The organism is Nonomuraea sp. NPDC050540, assembly GCF_044457485.1.
Lineage (GTDB): Bacteria > Actinomycetota > Actinomycetes > Streptosporangiales > Streptosporangiaceae > Nonomuraea.
The window spans coordinates 183,358-199,580 of the sequence record NZ_JBITHA010000003.1; the positions used below are offsets into that span (position 1 = coordinate 183,358).

General features: G+C 71.0%; 12 protein-coding genes. 7 read left to right on the forward strand and 5 right to left on the reverse strand.

Going from position 1 to position 16,223, the window contains the following annotated elements; genetic code table 11:
• Window positions 1-142 precede the first annotated feature (142 nt).
• The 5 genes from ACIBI5_RS11185 (at window position 143) to ACIBI5_RS11205 (ending at window position 5,327) form a co-directional block, all read left to right on the forward strand.
• Window positions 143-1,483 (forward strand): aspartate aminotransferase family protein, encoded by a 1,341-nt coding sequence (locus ACIBI5_RS11185; protein WP_397245613.1) that lies wholly within the window; start codon window positions 143-145, stop codon window positions 1,481-1,483.
• Window positions 1,483-2,664: a mandelate racemase/muconate lactonizing enzyme family protein gene (locus ACIBI5_RS11190; RefSeq protein WP_397245615.1), complete on the forward strand. Its 1,182-nt coding sequence runs from the start codon at window positions 1,483-1,485 to the stop codon at window positions 2,662-2,664. Before ACIBI5_RS11185 ends, ACIBI5_RS11190 begins: the two co-directional genes overlap by 1 nt.
• Window positions 2,654-3,496: an amidohydrolase family protein gene (locus ACIBI5_RS11195; RefSeq protein ID WP_397105126.1), complete on the forward strand. Its 843-nt coding sequence runs from the start codon at window positions 2,654-2,656 to the stop codon at window positions 3,494-3,496. The genes ACIBI5_RS11190 and ACIBI5_RS11195 overlap by 11 nt, the downstream gene beginning before the upstream one ends.
• Window positions 3,493-4,251, forward strand: coding sequence for an SDR family NAD(P)-dependent oxidoreductase (locus ACIBI5_RS11200; protein WP_397245618.1), 759 nt, complete (start codon window positions 3,493-3,495; stop codon window positions 4,249-4,251). The genes ACIBI5_RS11195 and ACIBI5_RS11200 overlap by 4 nt, the downstream gene beginning before the upstream one ends.
• A 437-nt stretch (window positions 4,252-4,688) precedes the next feature.
• Complete coding sequence (locus tag ACIBI5_RS11205) at window positions 4,689-5,327, forward strand: SMP-30/gluconolactonase/LRE family protein (RefSeq protein WP_397245620.1); 639 nt, start codon at window positions 4,689-4,691, stop codon at window positions 5,325-5,327.
• 11 nt (window positions 5,328-5,338) lie between these two features.
• Here ACIBI5_RS11205 and ACIBI5_RS11210 read toward each other — a convergent pair whose 3' ends face one another.
• A complete protein-coding gene (locus tag ACIBI5_RS11210) occupies window positions 5,339-9,622 on the reverse strand; it encodes a GH92 family glycosyl hydrolase (RefSeq protein ID WP_397245622.1) in 4,284 nt (1,427 codons plus the stop codon).
• Between the two features lie 119 nt (window positions 9,623-9,741).
• On the opposite strand from ACIBI5_RS11210, the gene ACIBI5_RS11215 reads away from it, so the two are divergent.
• Both ACIBI5_RS11215 and ACIBI5_RS11220 read left to right on the forward strand, forming a co-directional pair.
• Window positions 9,742-10,353: a TetR family transcriptional regulator gene (locus ACIBI5_RS11215; protein WP_397245624.1), complete on the forward strand. Its 612-nt coding sequence runs from the start codon at window positions 9,742-9,744 to the stop codon at window positions 10,351-10,353.
• Window positions 10,350-11,270 carry a hypothetical protein gene (locus ACIBI5_RS11220; RefSeq protein ID WP_397245627.1) on the forward strand — a complete coding sequence of 307 codons (921 nt, stop codon included), beginning with the start codon at window positions 10,350-10,352 and terminating at the stop codon, window positions 11,268-11,270. Before ACIBI5_RS11215 ends, ACIBI5_RS11220 begins: the two co-directional genes overlap by 4 nt.
• On the opposite strand, the gene ACIBI5_RS11225 is transcribed toward ACIBI5_RS11220, so the two are convergent.
• The 4 genes from ACIBI5_RS11225 to lipA form a co-directional block, all read right to left on the reverse strand.
• On the reverse strand, window positions 11,254-12,015 hold the full coding sequence (locus ACIBI5_RS11225; RefSeq protein WP_397245630.1) for a class I SAM-dependent methyltransferase: 762 nt from the start codon (window positions 12,013-12,015) through the stop codon (window positions 11,254-11,256). The genes ACIBI5_RS11220 and ACIBI5_RS11225 overlap by 17 nt on opposite strands.
• A complete protein-coding gene (locus ACIBI5_RS11230) occupies window positions 12,015-12,689 on the reverse strand; it encodes a DUF4191 domain-containing protein (protein WP_397245632.1) in 675 nt (224 codons plus the stop codon). The genes ACIBI5_RS11225 and ACIBI5_RS11230 overlap by 1 nt, the downstream gene beginning before the upstream one ends.
• A 93-nt stretch (window positions 12,690-12,782) precedes the next feature.
• A complete protein-coding gene (locus ACIBI5_RS11235) occupies window positions 12,783-15,158 on the reverse strand; it encodes a beta-glucosidase (RefSeq protein ID WP_397245634.1) in 2,376 nt (791 codons plus the stop codon).
• Window positions 15,159-15,274: 116 nt separating this feature from the next.
• Window positions 15,275-16,204: a lipoyl synthase gene (lipA, locus tag ACIBI5_RS11240; RefSeq protein ID WP_379611560.1), complete on the reverse strand. Its 930-nt coding sequence runs from the start codon at window positions 16,202-16,204 to the stop codon at window positions 15,275-15,277.
• Window positions 16,205-16,223: the final 19 nt, after the last annotated feature.

Here is a 16,223-nt window from a genome sequence, read left to right on the forward strand (position 1 = left end):
CACCCAGGCCTTGGGCTGTTTATGGTCCTTCCAAGCTGTTCGGTTATGCCAAACAGTGTTCGGCAAATGCACATCAGCGGTGGATCGTCAGTGCTCGCCGCGGCCGGGCTGGGCCGCGACGTGCGCGCTTCGAGGAGAGATCTTGAATCAGCGTGTCCTTTCCGAGCGCGCCCGCCGGGTCATCCCCGGCGGCGTCAACAGCGGGCAGCGCAACGTCCCGGGACTCGGCGACCTCGTCATCGCCAAGGCCGGTGGCGCCCGCTTCCGCGACCGGGACGGCCGGGAGTACGTCGACTACCACGCGGCCTTCGGCCCGCCCCTGCTCGGTCACAACGACCCCGACGTCTCGGCGGCCGTCGCCGAGGCCGGCCGTACCGTCGACCTGTGCGGGGTGGGCGTCACCGAGGACGAGGTCGAGCTCGCCGAGGCGCTGACCGAGCTCGTCCCGAGCGTCGAGCAGGTGCTGCTGACCAGCACCGGCAGCGAGGCCACCTTCCACGCGCTGCGCGTGGCCAGGGCGGCCACCGGGCGGCGGCTCGTGGTCAAGTTCCAGGGCTGCTACCACGGCTGGCACGACGCGGTCAGCCTCAACGTGATCTCCGCCCCCGACCGCGTGGGCGGCAAGGACCCCATCTCCGCCGGGATCCTGCCCGAGGTGCTCGACGCGACGCTCGTGCTGCCGTTCAACTCCGCCGAGGCGGTACGGCAGGCCTTCGCCGAGCACGGCGCCGACATCGCCGCGGTCATCGTCGAGCCGGTGCCGCACAACGTCGGCTGCCTGCTTCCGGAGCAGGAGTTCCTGCGGACGTTGCGCGAGGAGTGCACCCGGGCCGGCAGCGTGCTGGTCTTCGACGAGGTGATCACCGGCTTCCGCCACCACCTCGGCGGCTGGCAGGCGATCAGCGGGATCACACCCGACCTGACCACCATGGGCAAGGCCATCGCCAACGGCTACCCGGTGGGCGCGATCGGCGGCCGCGCCGACCTCATGGACCTGTTCAGCTCCCGGCCCGGCGGGCCCGCCTTCTTCGCCGGCACCTACAACGGCCACCCGGCCGTGGTCGCCGCCGCGCTGGCCACCCTGCGCAAGCTGCAGTCCGAGCCGGTGCACGAGCACGTCTTCCGGCTGGGCGAGCGCATCCGCACCGGCCTTTCCGGGATCTTCTCCTCGCTGGGCGTCCCCTCACTGGTGACCGGATACGGCTCGGTCTTCGTCGAGTACTTCATGGACGGACCCGCCCGCACCTACGACGACCTGCTGCGCAATGATGCCAGCATGTTCATCGGCTACCGGCGCCGGCTGCTCGAACACGGCATCTTCGAGCTGCCGCTGAACCTCAAGCGCAGCCACGTCTCCTACGCCCACACCGACGCCGACGTCGACCACCTGCTGGAGGCGGCCGCCCTGGCCGCCAGCGCCCAGCTCGCCACCGGCGCCGACCTCGACCTCAGCGGCGCCAGCACGATGGGCGGGACCCGCTGATGCTGACCGTCGACAAGAGCCGCCCCACCGGACCGGCCGGGCGCATCAGCCGCGTGGAGACCCTTTCCCTGGGTACGGCGTGGCGGGACTTCTCCTACGTGCGCGTCCACACCGACGAGGGACTGTCGGGCGTCGGCGAGATCACCCACCCCTACCGGGGCCGCGAGACGTGCTCGCTGGCCGAGTCCATGGCCGAACGCCACCTGATCGGCGCCGATCCCTTCGACGTGGAGGAGATCTGGCTGCGCATGTACCAGGGCGACTTCCTGCGCGGCGGCGACGTGGGCGGGATCGTGGTCTCCGGGATCGACCAGGCGCTCTACGACATCATGGGCAAGGCGCTCGGCGTCCCCGCCTACCGGCTGACCGGCGGCGCCTGCCGCGAGCGGGTCCGGGTGTACGCCAACGGCTGGTACACCGGCGAGCGCGACCCCGAGACGTTCGCCGCCAAGGCCCGCGAGGTCGCCGCGCGTGGCTACACCGCGCTCAAGTTCGACCCGTTCGGGGCCGGGCTGGGGTCCCTGTCCAGGCAGGAGCTGCGGCTGTCGGTGGAGATCGTGGCCGCGGTGCGCGCGGCCGTACCGGATGCCGACCTGTTCGTGGAGGGGCACGCGCGCTTCGCCATGCCCACCGCCCAGCGGCTGGTGCGGGAGCTGGAGCCGTTCGACCTCGGCTGGTTCGAGGAGCCGCTGCCCTGGACCCACATCGAGCGCTACCCCGAGCTGCGGCAGCGGGCCACGATGCCGATCTCGGGCGGGGAGCACTTCCACAACCGCTACGAGTACGCGCGGCTGTTCGCCACCGGCGCGGTGGACATCATCCAGCCCGACCTGTCGATGGCCGGTGGGTTCACCGAGGTCAGGAAGCTGGCGGCGCAGGCGGACGTGCACGCGATGCTGGTCGCGCCGCACAACTCCAACTCGCCGGTCTGCACCACGGTCAGCGTGCACGCAGTGCTCGGGATGCCGAACTTCCTGATCCTGGAGACGTTCGACGGCATGGTGGACCCGCATGTCCACGACGCGGTGCGGGGCGCGCTGCCCGTCGAGTCCGGATACATCAGCATTCCTGAGAGGCCGGGGCTCGGGATCGAACTGGTCGACGAGGTCTTCGCCGAGCACCCGCCGTCCCACCGCTTCTGGAACATGTTCGCCGAAGGCTGGGAAAAGCGTGATCGTTGACGTCCACTCGCACCTGTTCTCCTGCCCCGGCGACCTGGGCGACCCGTTCGCGGCCGAGTCGGCCAGGGCCCACGGGGGAGAGGTGGACCTGACCGTGCGCTGGGCCGGCTACGCGGCCACCGCACCCGAGGACACGACGACCATCGTCGTCGGCGGCAAGGCGCGCCGGTCGGGCCTGTGGGTGGACGACGCCGAGGTGGCCGCCTACGCCGCGGCCCACCCCGGCCGCCTCATCGGCTACCTCGCGCTCGACCCCACCCAGCCCGGCTGGCGCGACGAACTCGTCCACGGCCACCAGGACCTGGGACTGCGCGGCATCAAACTCATGCCGATGTACGCCGGATTCGACCCGGCCGACCCGGAACTGGACGACCTCTACACCTACGCCGAGACCCATGGGCTCCCCCTGCTCGTGCACACCGGCACCACGTTCGTCTCGGCCGCGCCCCTGCGGTACGCGCTGCCCGTCCACCTGGACGAGGTCGCGATCCGCCATCCCGGGCTGCGGATGGTCCTGGCCCACCTGGGCCATCCGTACGAGGGGGAGTGCATCGCGGTCATCCGCAAACACCGCCACGTCTACGCCGACGTCTCCGCCCTGCACTACCGGCCCTTCCAGCTGTGGCACAGCCTGCGGCTGGTCCAGGACTACGGCGTGTGGGACAAGCTGCTGTTCGGCAGCGACTACCCCTTCACCACGGTGAACGCCTCCGTGGACGGCCTGCGCGCGGTGGGCGCGGTACCCGGCATCCCCGGCCTGCCCCCACTGGACCGCGAGGAGATCGAGAAGCTCATCCACCGCCCGTCGCTCGACCTGCTGGGCCTGTCGTGAGCGCCGAACTGGCCGTGGTGACCGGCGCCGCCCGCGGCCTGGGCCAGGCGATCGCCGCCGACCTGCTCGCCGCCGGCCTCCGTGTGGTGTCCGTCGACCTGCCCGGCACCGAACCCCCGCCCTCCTACGCCTTCGACCTCGCCCACACCGAGGCCATCGCCGCACTGGTCGACCGCGTCCGGCGCGAGCACGGCCCGATCGGCGTCCTCGTCAACAACGCGGGCATCGCCTCGCTGCGCCACTTCAACGAGATCACCGTGGCGGAGTGGCGCAGGGTCATGCGGGTCAACAGCGAGGCGCCCTTCTTCCTGGCGCAGCGGGTGGCCGAGCACATGATCGCCGACGGCGTCCGGGGGCGGATCGTCAACATCTCCTCCAAGAACGGCCTCATGGCCGAGGCCGGACTGGCCCACTACAACGCCTCCAAGGCCGCGCTGGAGCTGACCACCAAGTCGCTCGCCGCCGAACTGGGCCCGCACGGCATCACCGTCAACGCGGTCGCCCCCGGCATGATCGCCACCCCCATCGACGGCGACTTCCCGCTCGACCGCGCCGCGTTCGAGGGGGCGTGGGAGGAGCGCATCCCCCTTCACGGCGGGTACGGCACGCCGCAGGACGTGGCAGGGGCGGTCCGCTACCTGGTCTCGGAACAGGCCCGCTACGTCACCGGCGCCACCCTCGTGGTGGATGGCGGCGTCCTGGCCGACCAGATGCCGCGGCTACGCTTCATGCCGCCCTACCGCAACTCGTTGTGAGGCGGCTCCGGGCGGAGGTCGTGGTACCGGGGACGGCCGAGCTGGGGGAGTGCCCGGTATGGGACGAGGGCCGCGGCCTCCTGCTCTGGGTGGACCTCCCCCGCGGCATGATCCACACCTACACCCCCACCCCTTCCACCCCTCACACCCCCACCCCTCGCACCCCCGCCCCCTCTCACGGACGCCCGCCCCCAACCCCTCCCGGCACGACCACCTCCACCTCCCTCGACTCCACGAGCTCCAACCTCGCCACCCCTTGGGGCTCCACGACTCCCGGCTCCATGAGCTCCGTCGCCCTCGGCTCGGCCCCCTCCCGTGGCCGCGCAACCTCCTCTCCCGATCTGCTGGAAGGCACGGATTTTCCCGGCCGGGGCGCCCCAGGCACGGGGTTGCGAGGCGGGGGCTCCGGAGGGCGGGGTGGCGATCCTCGGGCCGGGATGGTGACGGCGATCGCCCCGCGACGGGGCGGGGGCCTGGTGGTGGCCCGCGGCGACCGGCTGACCCTGGAGCCCGGGGGAGTGCCGCTGGGGCGGTGGGAGCTGCCGCACGACACCCGGTTCAACGACGGCGCCGTGGACCCGTGGGGACATTTCTGGATCGGCACCATGTGCACCGACCGCCCCGGCACGGCCGCCCTCTACCGGGTGGCTCCCGACGGCCGTACCAGCACCGAGCTCGCCGGCGTCACCTGCTCCAACGGCCTCGGCTGGGCCCCGGACCACCGCACCCTGTACTACATCGACACCCCGGCCCGCACCCTCGACGCCTTCGACGTCCACGAGGGCCGCATCAGCGGCAGGCGCGTGGTGGCGCGGGTCCGGGGCGGGCTGCCCGACGGTCTGGCCGTCGATGAGGACGGCTGTGTCTGGGTGGCGGTCTGGGACGGCGCCGCCGTACACCGCTATACGCCTGAAGGGCGGCTCGACACGGTCGTCGAGACGCCCTGCGCCCGCCCGACGAGCTGCGCCTTCGGCGGCGGCACGCTCTACGTGACCACCGCAGCCCCCGACGGCGGGTCGCTGCTGGCGGTGGCCGGTGTGGGCGGGGGAGTCCCGCCCACACCGTTCGCCGGGTGAGCCCTGACGGGTCAGAGTGAACGGCACTGCCCGGTGACCGGTCCACCCACGGTGCTGGGCAGGCCGTTGGCGGTCGGGGCCGGCCGGTTGCCCGTGCAGGTCAGCGGACCCCGCACGGCCGAGGCGGCGATCAGCGGGCCCGTGTTGCCGGTCAGCGCCGCGGGTCCGCCGATGGTCACCGCCTCCAGCGACAGTTCCGCCACGCCGGTGGCCGAGAGCGGGCCGCCGATCGACGTGCCGAGCAGCGCGACCGTCTCGGCGCCCGCCGCGCTGAGCGGGCCGCCGATCGTGGCCGAGTCCAGCGCGTACAGGCCGGCGCCCTCGCGGACGACCACCGGCCCCGTCACCTTCGCCCCGGCGGCCAGGCACGTGACGCCGGAGTTCACGGTGAGCGGGCCGGGATGGGTGCCGGCGACGGTCTGGGTGCAGGCCGGGTCGGGCCGGGCCAGGAGTTCCAGCTCAGCCAGCGTTCCCGTGGCGGTCAGGCGGTAGTGGGCGTAACGGCCCGGGTTGGCGATCTTGAAGGGGCGGGTCTGGCGGGACCATGTGAACGGCTCGTTCTGCCGCCGGTCGGCGACCGTCCAGGTGGTGCCGTCCAGGGAGCCCTCCAGCGTCCACGACGACGGCCCCGTCTGCGCCGAGGTGAGCGTGTAGAAGGAGACCTTCTCCCTGGTGCCCGCGCGCAGCGTGACCGGGCCGGACAGCTGCGCGGTCGTGGCCGAGGTGTCGTCCGACAGCGCGGCCGGGCCGCCGCTCACGGGGATGTCGCGCAGCGGGCGCGGCGTCGCGCCGTCCGGGGTGATCGAGTTCAGCGGCTCTCCCCAGGCCGACGGCTCCGGTCCCATCGCGAAGTCCAGTACGGCGCCGCGGGCCAGCACGTCGTGCGGCAGCGAGGTCGACGACCACGCCTTGCCGTCGACCTTGAGCTCTTGGACGTAGACGTTCTTCGCGCTGTTGGCCGGTGCGTTGATCACCAGGTCGCGGCCCGAGGGCAGGTGGACCGTGGCCTTGGTGAACAGAGGCGAGCCGACGGTGTAGTGCGGGCTGCCGATCTGGAGCGGGTAGAAGCCGAGCGCGCCGAACAGGTACCAGGCCGACATCTCGCCGTTGTCCTCGTCACCGGCGTAGCCCTGGCCGATCTCACTGCCGAGGTACAGGCGGGACAGGGCCTCGCGGACCTTCGCCTGCGTCTTCCACGGCTGCCCGGCGTAGTTGTACATGTAGGGAATGTGGTGGCTGGGCTGGTTGCTGTGGCCGTACTGGCCCATGCGCACGTCCCTGGCCTCGCGCATCTCGTGGATGACGCCGTTGTACGAGCCGGGGAAGGTGGCGGTCTCCGGGGTGGTGAAGAAGTCGTCGAGCTTCTTGGCCAGGGCCGGGCGGCCGCCGTACAGGCCGGCCAGTCCCACGCCGTCCTGCGGCGCGTGGAAGGCCATGTTCCAGCCGTTGGTCTCGGTGTAGTCGAAGCCCCAGACGCGGGGATCGTAGGTGGCCTTGCTGTGGCGCCACTTGCCGGTGGAGTCGCGGCCCTGGAAGAAGCCCGTGGCGGGATCCCACATGTTCAGATAGTTGAGCGCCCGATTGCCGAAATATTCGGCTTCATCGAGATATTTCGTCTTCTCTGGGCCGGTGGCGGTCTTGGCCAGTTCCTTGGCCATCTCGGCGATGCCGAAGTCGTTGATGTAGCCGTCCACCGCCCACGACAGGCCCTCGCCGACCTCGTTGAGCGCCGTGTACCCGCGGAAGACCGACGTGGCCATGCCCTTGCGGCCCACCGAGGCGTTCGGCGGCACCGTGGTCGCGTTGCGCAGCGCCGCCGCGTAGGCGGCCTTGGCGTCGAACCCGCGCACGCCCTTGGTGTACGCGTCCGCGAAGGCCACGTCCGAACTGGTGCCCACCATCAGGTCGGCGTAGCCGGGCGAGGACCAGCGCGCGATCCAGCCGCCGTCGCGATACTGCTGGACGAAGCCGTCCACGAGTTCCCCGGCCTGCGGCGACAGCAGCGCGTACGCGGGCCAGGTGGTGCGGTAGGTGTCCCAGAACCCGTTGTTGACGTAGATCTTGCCGTCCACCACCTTCGCCCCGGTCTGCGTGGGCGTGTTCTGCCCGGCCGGGGGCGAGACCGGACTGGCGTACCTCGGCCCCTGCGGCGTGTTCTCGAAGCCCGAGTTCGGATACAGGAACAGCCGGTACAGGTTGGAGTACAGCGTGGTGAGCTGGTCCTGCGGGGCGCCCTCCACCTCGATCACGCCCAGCTTGTCCTCCCACGCCCGCTTGGCCCGCGCCTTCACCGGCTCGAACCCGTCCGCGACCTCGGCCAGGTTCAGCCTCGCCTGCTCCACGCTGATGAACGAGGTGGCGATGCGCATGGTCACCTGCTTGGCGCCGAAGGCGGTGTAGCCGGTGACGTTGTCGCGGCCCGCGCCGGTCAGCTTGCCACCGGCGGTGACGGGCTGGTCGAACACGGCGTACACGAACATCCTCGTCGCCCCGGCGGACAGTCCGCTGCGCGCGTCCGTGAAGCCGCTCACCACGCCGTCGGCGCCGACGGTGAGCCCGCCGTCGTTGTTGTAGTTGTCGAAGATCAGGCTGCCGCCGTCACCCGGGAAGGTGAAGCGGAAGACCGCCGCGTGGTCGGCGGGCGCGATCTCCGTGCGGATCCCGTTCAGGAGATCCACCCCGTAGTAGTACGGCCGCGCCGTCTCCTTGTCATGCGAGAACGGCGTCGCCCTGGCCACCCGGTCCGCGTTCGGCCTGGCCAGCGGCGACGGCATCACCTGGAACGACTGCCGGTCGCCCATCCACGGGCTCGGCTGGTGCGAGGCGGCGAACGCCTGGATGGTCGGCACGTTGTCGGCGTTGCCGTTGCGGTGGTACTCGTACAGCCAGGAGTTCGACCCCGACCCCGTCATCGGCGTCCAGAAGTTGAACCCGTGCGGCACCGCCGTGGCCGGGAAGTTGTTGCCCCGCGAGAAGCCGCCCGTCGAGTGCGTGCCCCGCGTGGTCAGCGCGTAGTCCGCCACGCTGCCCGGCTTCCTGTCGTCGGCCGGGGCGAGCGTGACGTCGTCCAGCCATCCCTTGAACGACAGCGGCCCGGCCGGCGCGTCGAAGCCCACGAGGATGCGCTTGATCCGCTTGCCCTTGGCCACGTCACCGACGCGTACCTTCTTGTGGTTCCACTGATCGGCGTACAGGGTCTTGGACGTCCCCTGAGCGCGCGGGCTCAGGGTGACCCCGTGATGGTCGGCCGCCTTGAGGTCGCTCAGATAGGTCCCGTCGGCGAAGGCCAGATCCACCGCCCCGAAGGTGCTCGGATAGGCCGTCGACGCCCCCGTGAACTCGGGGAAGATCTTGTAGGACAGCTCGGTGTCGGCCGCCACCTCGATGTCGGTCTCGAACACCTTGTTCGTGGCCCGCCCACCCTGCTCACGCGTGGTGCTGCCCGAGTACCGGAAGGCCTGCAGCCCCGTGTACCCGGCGCGCAGCTTGGCCGCGAACCCGCTGCCGGGGCCCGGCCCGACCACACCGCGCATCGGCGAGGGCGGCTTCGGCGCCGTGTCCCCGTCGGACAACTGCAGCTCGGCGAGCTGCACGATCCCGCCGGACCCGTTGCGGGTCACGTTCAAGCGATAGTGCAGGTACGGCGCCGCGTTCGCCACCTCGAACTCCCGCGTCTTCAGCCGTGCGTCGAACACCTCGCCCGCACGGGTGTCGACGGCAGTCCAGCTCCGCCCGTCCTGGGATCCCTCCAGAGCCCAGTCGCGCGGATCCCGCTCGGCCGCGTCGTTGGCGCTGGCCAGCGCGTAGCGGACGACCTTGATCGGCTTGGTCAGCCTGACCGAGACCCAGCCGGTCGAGGTGAACACGAGCCACTTGGTGTTGACGTCCCCGTCGAGCAGGTTCTCCTTGACCTCGCCCGCCTGGGAGTACTCGCCGCTGGCCGCCACCTCGGCGATCTCGTCGGTGATGTTGCCCGGAATCCCGCCCGTGGTGCTCCCGGTGACCCCTTCCGCCGGCCTGCCCTCCTCGGGGGTATTGACCCAGTCGGGCTGGGGTTGCCCCGTTTCAAAGGAGGAGTGGAACAGCGCCCCGGGCGGCGCCGCGCCGACCCGGCTCGGGCCCGCCGCCCGCGGGGCCGAGGGCCGCTCCTCGATCGGAGCCGGATGGGTGGGGGCCGCGGACGGGGCGTCCGACGGCAGCGGTGACGGCGGTGGATCGGCCGCCGCCACCCCGGATAACCCCGCGAACACCGCCACGGCGACGGCCGTCACGACCGCCAGATGCGTTCTGCGCATACGAGCCTCCCTGACAACGTTGTCACCAGAAGAAACCCAAAAGACAACGTTGTCAATGGCCGAAGCACAGAACCATACCGGGTTTACTTTTGAACCCGGTACGCATTATCGTTCCTCTCATGGTCGGCGTGAGCAAGGAGAAGAAGGCGCAGCGGCGCAAGCACATCGGCGACACCGCCCTGCGCCTGTTCGCCGAACGAGGCTTCGAGGCCGTCACGGTCAACGAGATCGCGGAGGCGGCCGGCGTGGCCAAGGTGACGTTGTTCAACTACTTCCCGAACAAGGAGGCCCTGGTACTCGACGGCGTCGAAGAGGACATCGCCGGCGTCGTCGGCTGCCGCAGACGTGGCCAGACCCCCCTGCGCGCCCTGCGCGAGCACTACCTGCTCTTCGCCGAGCACCTGGAGGCGGAGGTGGACATACCGGAGCTCATGACCAGGATGAAAGTGATCATCGCGAGCCCCACGCTGACCGCCGCCATGCAGGAGATCCAGTACGGCCAGCGCGCCGCCCTGGCCATGGTCCTGAGCGGGCGCGACACCTGGCACCTGCCCGCCGACGACCTCACCGCCGACCTGATGGCGGCCCAGATCACCGCGACGATCCTGCTGCTGCAGGAGGCCTTCTTCGATCGCCTGGCCGGAGGCATGGGCCTGCGCGAGGCGGGGGAGTCGCTGCGTCCCGACGTGGATCGGGCCTTCGACCTGCTGGAAAGGGGACATGGGACATGAAGAAGGGCATCAACTACGACACCGGCTTCCTGCCGGAGCCCGGCACGCGAGCGGTGTTCGACCGGGAGACGGCCCGCGCCGACATGCGGGTCATCGCCGGTGACCTGCACTGCTCGACCGTACGTGTGTCGGGCAGGGACCCCGGGCGGCTGAGCGTCGCGGCGGAGGAGGCCGTCGCTGCCGGGCTGGAGGTCTACTTCGCGCCGTTCCCCGTCGACCGGTCCACGGCCGAGATGCTCGACCTCTACGCCGAGTGCGCCCGCCGCGCCCAGGCGCTCGACGGCCGGACGGTCATGGTGACCGGCTGCGAGACCAGCGCCTTCGGCCAGGGCTTCATGCCCGGTGACACCTACTCCGAGCGCCTGGAGCTGATGGCCGACGCGGAGACCGCCTGGTGGGAGAACCTCGGCCCGATCATCGAGCGGCTCAACACCTTCCTGGCCGAGGCCGCCCAGACGGTGCGCGAGCACTTCGACGGCCCGGTCACCTATGCCAGCGCGCCGTGGGAGCCCATCGACTGGACGCCGTTCGACCTGGTGGGCGTCGACGCCTACCGCGCGGCGTACAACCTGGAGAGTTTTCCCGAGGAGATCCGCGCCCACGCCCGCCACGGCAAGCCCGTCGTGGTGACCGAGTTCGGCACCTGCGCCTACACGGGCGCCGGTCTGCTCGGCGGCATGGCCTGGCAGCCGCCGGCGGACGCCGTACCCGATGAGCAGGAGCAGGTCCGCTACCTCGAGGACCTGATGGACGTCTTCGAGCGGGAGGGCGTCGACACCGCGCTGTGGTTCACCTTCGCCGGCTACACCCGCCAGAACGCCGGCGACCTCGGCTCCTACGGCGTGGTCAGGATGCTCGACGACACCCGCTGGGAGCCGAAGGCGGTCTTCCGCGCCATGGCTAGGCGCTACAGCTGAAGATCGCGGTGCCGGGCAGGTTGCGCCCGCGCAACGGGCTCCAGCCACCCCACACCCGCTCGTGCCCCGGCGGCCACTCGGGCTCGACCAGCCCGTCGATCCGCAGTCCCGCCGCGGCCGCGAGCCCGATCCAGTCACCCAGCGTGCGATGGTGCTCGACGTAGGTGACCTCGCCGCCTTCGCCGGTCTCGGTGTACGGCGCGCGGTCGAAGTAGGACCGGTCGGAGGTCAGCCCCCGCGGCCCGGGATCATCGGGAAACGCCCACCGGATCGGATGGCTCACCGAGAAGACGAACCGCCCGCCCGGCCGCAGCACCCGGCGCACCTCACGGAAGACGGCCGCCGGATCGGCCACGAACGGCAGCGCCCCAAAAGCCGAGCAGACCAGGTCGAACCGGGCGTCGAGGAACGGCAGCGCCTCGGCGTCCGCCTGGACGGCCGGAACCGTCACCCCGGTCTCCAGGTCGATGCGCTGGGAATGGCGCAGCTGCCGGTGAGAGATGTCGAAGGCGGCCACCCGGGCGCCCTGCCCGGCCAGCCACCGCGCGCACTGCGCGGCCCCGCACCCGATCTCCAGGATCTCGCGCCCGCGCACCTCGCCCAGCAACCGGGCCTCGGCCTCGTCGAGACCCTCCGGGCACCACACGAACCGCGCGTCACCGAGGAAGTGGCCGTGCTCGACCTGGTACTCGTCGGCGTTGCCGTCCCACCACCAGCGGTTGGCCCGCGACGACGGCGACAGCACTAGCGCATCTTGGGGCCGCGCGGGACCCGCGCGCCCTTGGGCATCGGGCCCTTGGGCAGCGGCATGTTCTTGGGCAGCGAACGCAGCCGGTCCTTGACCTCGTTGACCGCGGGCTTCTTCAGGTTGCGCGGCAGCTTCATGATGTGCCGCTGCAGCTTGGCCAGCGGGATCTGGCCCTCGCCGTCACCGCACTGGAGGTCGTAGATCTCGATGCCGAGCGCCACGCGGGAGATGCGCTTCTTCTCGGCGGTGAGCATCTTGGCCACCCGGTTGCCCGGACCTTCCGAGACCAGCACGACGCCGGGGAAGCCGACGACCATGTGGATCAGGTCCTGGTCGCGGTTGACCGAGATGGCCGGGCTGACCTGCCAGTTGCCGCGCATGCCCTGCAGGACCGCCGCGGCGGCGCCGGTCTGCCCGTGCAGGATGGAGTACTGCGCGCGCTGGGCGAGCTGGCCGAAGACCACCAGGCCGACGGTGAAGGCCAGCATGATGCCGAGGATGATCGAATAGATCAGCTGGTCGATGACGAGGCCGATGACCACGGCCACGGCCAGGGTGGCGACCGCCGAGAGAAAGACGATCGGCAGCCCCTTGGGGTTGGCCTGCTTGATGATCTGCGCGATCATGCGGAGCTGCTTGATACGCCCCGGCTTCTCTTCTGCGGTTGCCATGCTTTGAAGGATACAAAGCCCAGCCCCCCGAGATGAAAACGTGACCACGGGAAAGGGGCGCGCCCGGACCGGGCACGCCCCTGTTCACCGGTCTCAGACGCTGATGTCCGCCGTCAGCCGCCGGTCGGCGACACTGGCGCCCACCTCGACCGTGTACGCGCCGGGCACGGTGGTCCAGCCGTCCCCGCCCCACACCTGGAACGTGCGCTCGGGCAGGAACACCGTGCTCACGACGGTCTCACCGGGCTCCGCCTCTACCACAGCGAACCCGGCCAGCCAGCGCGCCGGCCGCTCACCGGGACCGGCCGGAGCCACGTACACCTGCACGACCTCCCGCCCGCGCCGCTCACCGGTGTTGGTGACGGAAACCGTGACCGATTCGGTGTTGGCGTCCACGGCGTTGTAGGCCCACGACGTGTACCCGAGGCCGTGCCCGAACCAGAAGGCCGGAGTCCGCCCCGCCTTCTCCCAGCCCCGATAACCGATGAAGGACCCCTCGTCGTACGGCACCGCCCCGTCCAGAGGTGTGACGTTGACCACCGGGCTGTCCTCCAGCGACACCGGCCAGGTCGTGGGCAGCCGCCCGCCCGGCTCCGCGTCGCCGAACAGCACGTCGGCCAGCGCCGGTCCGGCCTCCTGGCCGGGGAACCAGGTCAGCAGGACCGCCGCCACGTCCGAGACCCACGGCATCTCGACCGGGGAGCCGGCGTTGACCACGACCACCGTGCGCGGGTTGGCCGCGGCCACGGCGGCGATCAGCTCGTCCTGGCGGCCGGGCAGCTTGAGGTCCTCGCGGTCGAACCCCTCGCTCTCCACCTCCAGCGTGGTCGAGGCCACCACCACCGCCACGTCGCTCCCCGCGGCCAGCCGCGCCGCCTCGGCCAGCAGCTCGTCCTCGCCGGCCGACGGGTTGGCGTGCCCGATCGTGAACAGGATCAGCGTCATCCCGTTGAAGCTGGCCACCTCGTGCTGGCGCAGCGACAGCTCGACGCTCTGCCCGGCCTCGAGCGCGTGCGTGAAGCGCCGCTCCGGCGCGTGCAGCAGCCCGGCGGCCGGGTCGTCGCCCTCGAAGACGATGGCGTCGTCGAACACGGTCGCGCCGTCGATCGTGAAGGTGTAGCGGCCGACGCCCGCGACCGAGAACTGGTGCTCCCCGGCGACGTCCGCCGTGTAACTGGTGCGCAGTTCCACCGCGGCCAGCCGGTCGAGCTCCACGCCCGCGGGCGGCTGGCCCACCCAGCGCGCCTCGGCGATCGGCACCGCCGCCTCGGTCAGCACCTGGCCTTCGCCGTCCAGGAAGAGCGCGGTGGCGGGGGCGTTGAGCGGCGAGAAGCGCAGCCGCGGGTCGGTCCCGAGCGCGTACCGCACCTCGACGCCGTCCCGCTCGCGCAGCCCCTGCAGCGGCGAGACGATCCGGTCGGGGAAGACCTGGGCGCTGCCGCCGCCCATGATCCGCGCCTCGTCGGCCGCCGACCCGATGAGCGCGAGCGTCCGCACGCCCGCGAACGGCAGCACGCCGCCCTCGTTCCTGAGCAGCGTGAACGAGCGCGCGGCCACCTCACGCGCGAGCGCCACCCCGTCGATCGAAACCGCCGATCCGCCGGTACGGCCCGCGCCCCCGTGAAGCGCGCCGGTGCGCTGGGCCAGCCGCAGGATGCGGCGGACGCGGTCGTCCACGGCCGACTCCGGCACCCGCCCCTCGCGGACCGCGGCCAACAGCTTCTCGCCCCACGGCCCGTTCGGTCCCGGCATGGCCACGTCGGTGCCGCCGAGCGCGGCGGCCTCGGTGGAGCGCACCGCCGTCCAGTCGGACACCACGTACCCGTCGAAGCCCCACTCGTCCTTCAGCACCCCGTTGACCAGGTCGGAGTGCTCGGTCATGGTCGTGCCGTTGACCGAGTTGTAGGCGCTCATGAGACCCCACGCGCCCGCCCGCACGACCCGCTCGAACGGCGCCAGGTACGTCTCCCGCAGCACTTTGTCGGTCACCTTGACGTCGACGGTGAAGCGGTCGGTCTCGAAGTCGTTGGCCACGAAGTGCTTGGGCGTGGTGCCGACCCCGCCGTCCTGGACGCCTTCGACGTAGGCCGCGCCGACCTCCCCGGTGAGGAACGGGTCCTCGGAGAAGCACTCGAAGTGCCGTCCGCCGAGCGGCGTGCGGTGCAGGTTGATGGTGGGGGCCAGCAGCACGTGGACGCCCTTGCGCCGGGCTTCCTGGGCGAGCAGCCGGCCGACCTGCCTGACCAGGCCGACGTCCCACGTGGCGGCCAGCGCGGTGGGGCTGGGCAGGGCGATCGACGGGTCCACGGCGCTCCACTGCTCGCCGCGTACGCCGATCGGGCCGTCGCTCATCACGAGCCGGTCGAGCCCGATCTCCGGGATCGCGGGCAGCGACCACATGTCGGCCCCGGTGAGCAGGCGGATCTTGGTGCTGAGATCCAGCTTGTTGATCAGTTCGTCGAAATCCACCCCGTCAGTGTTAACCAGAAAACCGACCGAGAGCTAGGTTTGTGACCTTTGCGTTACATAGAGGGCCTGAAAAAACCGCACCCCTCGGTGAGGGATGCGGTTTCCCGTCAGCCGGATCAGGCGCTCTGCCGCGCCTCGATCGCCTGCTTGTAGAGCTTGCCCGCCCGGTACGACGAGCGGACCAGCGGACCGGACAGCACACCGGCGAAGCCGATCGCCTCGGCCTCGGCCTGCAGCTCCACGAACTCCTCCGGCTTCACCCAGCGCTCCACCGGGTGGTGGCGCGGCGTGGGCCGCAGGTACTGCGTGATCGTGAGCAGATCGGTGCCCGCCTCGTGGAGGTCGCGCATCGCCTGCACGATCTCCTCGCGCTCCTCGCCCATGCCCAGGATCAGGTTGGACTTGGTCACCAGCCCCGCCTCGCGGGCCATCGTGATGACGCCGAGCGAACGCTCGTACCGGAAGGCCGGCCTGATCCGCTTGAAGATGCGCGGCACGGTCTCGACGTTGTGCGCGAACACCTCCGGCTTGCTGGAGAAGACCTCCTCCAGCTGCTCGCGGTCGCCGTTGAAGTCGGGCACCAGCAGCTCGACGCCGCAGCCGGGCAGCAGCGTGTGGATCTGCCTGGCGGTCTCGGCGTAGAGCCAGGCGCCGCCGTCGGGCAGGTCGTCACGGGCGACGCCGGTCACGGTGGCGTAGCGCAGGCCCATCTGCTGAACCGACTCGGCGACCCTGCGCGGCTCGTCCTTGTCGTACTCCTTGGGCTTGCCCGTGTCGATCTGGCAGAAGTCGCACCGGCGGGTGCACTGGTCGCCGCCAATGAGGAAGGTCGCCTCGCGATCTTCCCAGCACTCGTAGATATTGGGACAGCCCGCCTCTTCACAGACCGTGTGCAGGCCCTCCCGGCGCACGAGCGATTTGAGCTCGGTGTACTCGGGGCCCGTCTTCAGCTTGGTCTTGATCCACGGGGGCTTGCGCTCGATGGGGGTCTCGGCGTTGCGCACCTCCAAGCGGAGGAGCTTTCGGCCTTCAGGGGCAACGGTCACGGACCCAGCTTACGTCCCC